The 6469-nt window shown below is 42.7% G+C and carries 8 protein-coding genes; 4 read left to right on the top strand and 4 right to left on the bottom strand.

From position 1 onward, the window contains the following. Positions 1-488, top strand: a 488-nt coding sequence (locus F557_RS20895; RefSeq protein WP_019000654.1) for an IS66 family transposase, incomplete at its 5' end; no start/stop codon positions are given. A 30-nt stretch (positions 489-518) separates the two neighbouring features. On the opposite strand, the gene F557_RS18475 is transcribed toward F557_RS20895, so the two are convergent. Next, complete coding sequence (locus F557_RS18475; protein WP_019000653.1) at positions 519-1277, bottom strand: 3-deoxy-D-manno-octulosonic acid kinase; 759 nt, start codon at positions 1275-1277, stop codon at positions 519-521. 145 nt (positions 1278-1422) lie between these two features. On the opposite strand from F557_RS18475, the gene F557_RS0102345 reads away from it, so the two are divergent. Then, positions 1423-2478 (top strand): glycosyltransferase family 9 protein, encoded by a 1056-nt coding sequence (locus tag F557_RS0102345; protein WP_019000652.1) that lies wholly within the window; start codon positions 1423-1425, stop codon positions 2476-2478. A gap of 15 nt (positions 2479-2493) precedes the next feature. Then, on the top strand, positions 2494-2991 hold the full coding sequence (gene coaD / locus F557_RS0102340; protein ID WP_019000651.1) for a pantetheine-phosphate adenylyltransferase: 498 nt from the start codon (positions 2494-2496) through the stop codon (positions 2989-2991). 20 nt (positions 2992-3011) lie between these two features. Here coaD and mutM read toward each other — a convergent pair whose 3' ends face one another. The 3 genes from mutM to rpmB all read right to left on the bottom strand — a co-directional run bounded on the left by mutM (position 3012) and on the right by rpmB (position 4329). After that, a complete protein-coding gene (mutM, locus tag F557_RS0102335; protein WP_019000650.1) occupies positions 3012-3839 on the bottom strand; it encodes a bifunctional DNA-formamidopyrimidine glycosylase/DNA-(apurinic or apyrimidinic site) lyase in 828 nt (275 codons plus the stop codon). A 74-nt stretch (positions 3840-3913) separates the two neighbouring features. Continuing rightward, a complete protein-coding gene (gene rpmG, locus F557_RS0102330) occupies positions 3914-4081 on the bottom strand; it encodes a 50S ribosomal protein L33 (protein ID WP_019000649.1) in 168 nt (55 codons plus the stop codon). Between the two features lie 11 nt (positions 4082-4092). Continuing rightward, the gene (gene rpmB, locus F557_RS0102325; RefSeq protein WP_026297708.1) at positions 4093-4329 is read right to left on the bottom strand and encodes a 50S ribosomal protein L28; all 237 of its coding nucleotides are present in this window, start codon (positions 4327-4329) and stop codon (positions 4093-4095) included. A gap of 726 nt (positions 4330-5055) precedes the next feature. Here rpmB and coaBC point away from each other — a divergent pair. Next, positions 5056-6282 (top strand): bifunctional phosphopantothenoylcysteine decarboxylase/phosphopantothenate--cysteine ligase CoaBC, encoded by a 1227-nt coding sequence (gene coaBC, locus F557_RS0102320; RefSeq protein WP_019000647.1) that lies wholly within the window; start codon positions 5056-5058, stop codon positions 6280-6282. Positions 6283-6469 lie beyond the last annotated feature (187 nt).

The raw sequence follows: 6469 nt of genomic DNA, 5'->3' as shown, positions 1-6469 counted from the left end.
TCGAGGAACGAACAAAACTGCGGAAAAGTGATGATTTCAGGCAGTATTTTGAAGAAATAGGGAAGCTTACAGAAAAACATTTCAAAATCATTTCTGAAAGCGAGTCCCCCAAAGGGATATATACGGAAAAATTCATCAAAGCGGTCAAGTACTCTCACAATCAGTGGGAAAAATTCACCAGAATTCTGGAGGACGGCTCTATTCCTCTGGATAACTCGGCCGCCGAGAGAGCTATTCGTGACTTTGCAGTGCTGAGACATTCAATGCCCAGCGGATTTGGCTCTATTGAGGGAGCTAAGTCTACGGCTGTGTTTTCATCATTTCACGAAACCTGCAAAATCCATGGAGTTGATCTGGAAGATTACCTTGAATTTCTGTTCAGATATATGGGTATTCACAGAGACGAACTGAAAGATGAATCGCTGTCTGATGAAAGAAGAAATGCTATTCTTGAGCAGGCAATGCCGTGGAAATTTAAGAAGGCCTAAAGTGCTGACTTTAGACCTAATACAAAACGATCAGTACTTTTCCTTAAACACTATCTCAATTGCCCGAACGAGTTTATCAAAATCCTTGTCAGTCCACATCATCCCAGCATGTTCTTCACTTTCCTTATCAAAAGATCTTTTAAGTCGAGAAACCATTTCGTTATAACGCTTTGGTGTAATTTTTATCATCTCACACTTATCAAAATCACAAATCCATGGATTGTCCGCACCGTCAAGAAGAAGATTATTAATATTTAAATCCGAATGATAAATTCCAGCTCTGAACAAAGTTCCAATGGCATCTCCCATTTTCAGAATCTCGGCATCAGTCATCGGTCTTTCGGAGAGAATCTTACCAACATTGCGAGCTCCTGTAATTTCCTTTGTGATAATGTCATTCCTGATGAATAATCCACTTCTGGTAACACGAGCCAGAATCGGCGTAGGAACATGCAACCCCATGGCTCGCATTCTCAAAAGTAGATCATATTCCTGAACCGAACGTTCTGCAGTAGAGGAAAAACTTAAAAACTTATCATTTAAAAGCTTTGCCATCATTCCACCCCGATAATAATGACGGATGATGACACGTCGTCCTTCAGGATCATTCACGAGGTAAGTTCGACCTCTCCCCATAAAGACCTGAATAACCTTTCCTCCCGATTCATAATCTGCAATGTCACAGTATTTTTCAAGCTCCTGTTCCGTCACACCTTTTCTAAAAAATTGCGGATTGTAAACATAGGTGACTTTTTTTGTTTCAATGACCGCTTTTTCCTGTAAAGCCATACTAAAATCCTCTTAACCTGAAAATATACCCGAAATAATAAATGTTTTTTTGTTCCATTGCACGAATTTGACCGGACATTCCTGTTAATATATAGCTTTCACTCGCAACTTTGGATACTCGGCAACTGCAATACGGGTTTACACCATGGATACTACACCAACATCAATATGCGTTCTCAGACTTTCAGCCATCGGTGACTGCATCAATGCCCTTGCTCTGGTGCAAATGCTAAACAGAAATTTTCCCCATGCGGAAATAACCTGGATAATCGGCAAAGCTGCTGCCAGCCTTTTTGAAGGAATTCCTGGCATTAATCTGGCTGTATATGACAAAAAATCCGGTATTCGTGGAATGCTACAGCTAAGAAAACAACTTAAAGATAAGCATTTCGATGTTGTCCTTAATATTCAAAGTGCCTTCAGAGCCAGCATGGTTTCTATGATCGCTCTGAAATCCCGGGTTAAGTACGGCTTTGACAAAGAAAGGGCGATGGACGGCCAGCGTTTTTTTACAAATCGCGAAGCCAAATCCCCGGAACCTCCTCACACTCATGTTCTAGACGGTTTTATTGCTTTTGCCAAAGCTATCGGTTGCACCGATCTCACTCCAAAATGGAATTTCTACCTCAGCGAATCAGAAATTACCCGAACCAAAAGATTCATTACCGGAAAAACCATGCTTTTGACTCCGTGCTCCTCAAAGGAATTTAAAAACTGGACACTTAACGGTTACATAGAAATCACCAAATATGCGATTTCACGTGGCTTTAATGTCATTATTGCAGGAGGAAAATCAGAATACGAACTGCAGATGGCTGAAAACATCATCAGTGGAATTCACATAAACAGACAACGGGTAACAAGCCTAATGGGAAAAACCACTCTGAGAGAACTAGCCGCACTGATTTCTCAGGTATCATTGCTGGTATCTCCTGATTCCGGCCCCGTACATATTGCCAGCGCTCTGAATATTCCTGTTCTAGGGCTGTATGCTAATCATAACCCTTCTAGAGTGGGGCCATACAATTTCAGACAGTACACCGTATCAGTATACGATGACTATCTAAAGCAGGAGCATCCAGAAGGGACTGACAGCCTCAAATGGAGAACAAAAGTCCATAACAAGTTTGCCATGCATGGAATTACCACTGTCATGGTACGGGAAAAATTTGATAAAATTCTCACCGACTACAAGCTTTAAAAGGAAATTACCAATATGCTGGCTGTATATCCGGGCACATTTGATCCCTTCACTCTTGGGCACCTTGATATTCTGAAACGAAGCTCATGTATTTTCAGCAGGGTTATTCTGGCCGTATCGGAGAGTCCGGCAAAATCGCCAGTGGTAAATTTTGAGGATCGTACAGAAATTGTTAAGCGTTGCGCCTCTGCGTTCCCCAATGTATCAGTAGAGCCGTTTACCGGCATGCTGGTAGATTTTTTGCAGGAAAGAAATGCAGGTGTACTGGTAAGAGGTATCAGAAACCTGTTTGACTGTGAATACGAACTGACATTGCAGGCAATGTACAAAAAACTCATGCCTTCCCTCGAGATTGTTATGCTTCCAGCATCCCCGAATGTCAGTTTTATCTCATCAACCCTGGTAAGAGATGTTATCAGACATTACGGAGACATTACCCCTTTTGTTCCTCCTGAAGTGTCAAAATACCTTACAGAACACGAATGCACACCTGGGATTCGTGTCCGTTCCTGAGACTGTTCAAGCTCTTTTACCTAAGTTTTCGGAGCTTTCTGGCAAACAGGGCAATAATAGGCGCTCCTGCCAATGATGGCATGTTCTATCGGTGTGCCACATACAGGACAAGGCTCCCCTTTCCGGCCGTAAACCTTAAGCTCGCTTACATATTTTCCCGGATTTCCGTCTGACCCGCTAAAATCATGAATAGTGGTTCCTCCCCTGCTAATCGATGCTTCCAGGATCTGCCGGATATTTTTAACTAGTATTTCACATTCATCATCTGTTACATCACAAGCTCTTCTCATTGGACTGACCCTGCTGGCAAATAGTACTTCGCTAGCATAAATATTTCCAACGCCAACCAAAACTTCGTTATCCATAAGAATCTTTTTAACCGGCGTTTTGAAACGATGAATACGCTCATACAGTACCTGCCCGGTAAAACTAGCCTCCAATGGTTCGGGACCTAGCTTGGATAGTCTGGGATCTGCATAAGGATCCTTCTCCTTCGAAAACCATTCAAAAAGACCAAACCGTCTTTGATCGTTAAACCTGATTACCTGACCTCCGGTAATCACAATGTCAATATGATCATGTTTGATTACCGGGGTATCAGGAGATACCAGATGGAGATGTCCGGACATTCCTAGGTGAATAAGAACAGAACCGCTGTCCGTTTTTATGATTATATACTTCCCCCGCCGATTCACACTGACAACACTGAGATTTTCGAGTGTCGAAAATTCCGGAGAAACTGGTGTTCGCAAACAGGGAAAACGAACCACAAAATGCGAAATACACTTATTAACAAGTGCTGGAGCAATTCCTCTTCTCGTTACTTCCACTTCAGGCAATTCTGGCATTTATAATTCTCCTGACAACAAAAAACCCGAAGTACTCACTCCGGGTTTTACATATCAAAAAAACAGGATCAGTACTATTTGATCTTGCCTTCCTTATAAAGCACATGCTTGCGCACAACCGGATCATACTTCTTCATTTCGATCTTTTCAGGAGTTGTACGCTTATTTTTGGTAGTGGTATAGAAATGACCAGTACCAGCAGTTGAATTCAAACGAATCTTCTCACGTCCGCCTTTAGCCATTTTTTGTCTCCTTAAATAACTTCACCCTTGGCACGAAGTTCAGCAAGAACCTGATCAATACCAACCTTATCAATGGTACGGATAGCTCTCGTAGTTAAACGAAGTCTTACAAATCTGTTCTCAGACTCAACCCAGAATCTGTGAAAATGCAGATTAGGAAGAAAACGGCGGCGAGTGGCATTTTTAGCATGGGAACGATTATTTCCCACTGCAGGGCCCTTACCTGTAACTTGGCATACTCTTGACATTGCGGTCACTCCAAATATTAAAATGTAATTCTTTTAACAACCCAGAAGGACAACTTCAAGGTGTGCTTGACATATCCTGTCTGGACAGGAATAACCCGGCATCCGAAAACGAAATCAGCGTCAATTCGGATCAGACACACTAGTTCCGCCGATATTTCAGAAAAACCGACCTCACCTTTTGCTGTCCGGGCAAGTCCTGCACTTCTTAAAATGTTTGCACTGGTGTCACACACTAATCAGCGTCATTTACAGCCCCGCCCCACTGCCCTGACAACAAACGGAAAGTATTGCAGAGGCTACTGATAAACTTGCGGTGCGATTTTATACACCAAAAACAGATCAAAATCAACTGTTAAAAGACAAAAAACGGGATCTGACTAAGACGCCAGCTCCTGCTCACAACAAGGCCAGGAAAAATTTCCGTTCAGCACCCTTACCTATCGGGATCCTGTAAATACGGACACTGCTAGCAACCGCTCTCTGCCTGTGCATCTTCAGGAAAAAATCAGACGGTTCTTATCCCTAAGCCGAAACGGCCGCATTTTATCATATTTTTCATAACTATGTTCAGCTTCACAGAAATAATTAGAACAGTATTTTCGGGTAATGGGCTCCTCAGAATTCCATAGACTTTGGAATAATTGACATCCCCACAATAATATCATGCTAAACTTAGGACCTGTTTATTTAATCGCAGTACACTACTATAGAGAAGGAAGCGAAGGTATGACACTTTCCGGCAAAAAAATTATTCTTGGCATTACAGGAGGCATTGCAGCCTACAAGGCTGCGCAGCTCCTCCGTCTCCTGAAGAAAAGTGACTGCGACGTTACTGTCGTAATGACCAGCGAGGCAGAGAAATTTATAACTCCTCTCACTCTTCAGGCTTTATCTGGAAAACCTGTTCTTAGAGATATCTTCTCAGGAACCGAGAGTAATGGCATCATTCACATAAGTACGGCGTCTGAAGCCGATCTGGTGGTAATCGCTCCGGCAACTGCCAATACCATCGCCAAAATTCGTACGGGAATTGCCGATAACCTTCTGACCTCTATAGTTCTGGCAACCTCAGCAAAAATCCTACTGGCTCCGGCCATGAACCGGGTTATGTGGGAAAATTCTGCAACTCAGGAAAACATCGAAGTTCTCAAAAAGAGAGGTTTTCTGATTTCCGGACCTGCTACAGGCTTTCAGGCCTGCGGCGATAACGGCATAGGACGCATGCAGGAACCTCAGGAAATATTCGATGATATCATAACAATTCTTCATCAGGAGTCAGTATCCCAAAAATCCGCAGGAATTCTCTCAGGAAGGAAGGTTGTAATTACGGCAGGCCCTACAATTGAACCGCTGGATCCGGTACGCTTTATTTCAAACCGCAGTTCGGGAAAGATGGGCTATGCCATTGCCGAAGCGGCTGTCGCCATGGGAGCTCAGACAGTTCTGATAAGCGGGCCTGTCTCACTTTCCCCACCAGCAGGTGTCTCCTTCATTTCCGTAAACACAGCACTTGAAATGCACGATGCAGTTATGAACAGTATTTCCCCGGCCGATGTTTTTATTGGCACTGCAGCCGTTGCAGATTATCGTGCTGCGACCATATCACCAATCAAAATAAAGAAATCACAGGAAAACCGGGAGCTGAATATCAGTCTGATTCAGAATCCGGACATTCTGTCGCTGGTAGGTCATTCTGAACACCGCCCCTCCGTTGTAGCTGGTTTTGCAGCAGAAACAGGCAATCTTGAAGTATATGCACTCAAAAAATTAACAGAAAAAAATGCTGATATAATTTTTGGAAATGATGTTTCAGATCAATCAATCGGATTTAACAGTGATCAGAATGAAATTACTGTATTTACTAAAAACAAAAAAGCAGTCTCTCTCCCCAGATCCTCTAAAAAGGAGCTGGGAGTTGCTGTACTTCAATTCATCGCAGAAATGCTGACATGACATTCCTGTTCTGTAGTGATCATGACGTTTTTTCGTATTGCTGGAAAGTTAGAAAAATCACAAAATCTCATCTCTTCAGCTACAAAAATCATATTTTTTACTCCGCATTGGATATAATCACGTGCACTCTATATCCCAGACATCATCTGACATGTTCATTATGCTTTCAGTTGGATCGGGGGAGCAT

It is taken from the genome of Succinimonas amylolytica DSM 2873, from assembly GCF_000378405.1.
Taxonomy (GTDB): Bacteria; Pseudomonadota; Gammaproteobacteria; order Enterobacterales; family Succinivibrionaceae; genus Succinimonas; species Succinimonas amylolytica.
The sequence above is the reverse complement of the archived record's forward strand: the minus strand, read 5'-3'. Positions and strand labels throughout refer to the sequence as shown.

Bases quoted from the DNA above. Each gene is read 5' to 3' on its own strand.
- rpmG (WP_019000649.1), bottom strand. From the start codon at position 4,081: ATGGCTAAAGGCGGACGTGAGAAGATTCGTTTGAATTCAACTGCTGGT.
- coaD (WP_019000651.1), top strand. From the start codon at position 2,494: ATGCTGGCTGTATATCCGGGCACATTTGATCCCTTCACTCTTGGGCAC.
- F557_RS0102345 (WP_019000652.1), top strand. From the start codon at position 1,423: ATGGATACTACACCAACATCAATATGCGTTCTCAGACTTTCAGCCATC.
- rpmB (WP_026297708.1), bottom strand. From the start codon at position 4,329: ATGTCAAGAGTATGCCAAGTTACAGGTAAGGGCCCTGCAGTGGGAAAT.
- coaBC (WP_019000647.1), top strand. From the start codon at position 5,056: ATGACACTTTCCGGCAAAAAAATTATTCTTGGCATTACAGGAGGCATT.
- mutM (WP_019000650.1), bottom strand. From the start codon at position 3,839: ATGCCAGAATTGCCTGAAGTGGAAGTAACGAGAAGAGGAATTGCTCCA.
- F557_RS18475 (WP_019000653.1), bottom strand. From the start codon at position 1,277: ATGGCTTTACAGGAAAAAGCGGTCATTGAAACAAAAAAAGTCACCTAT.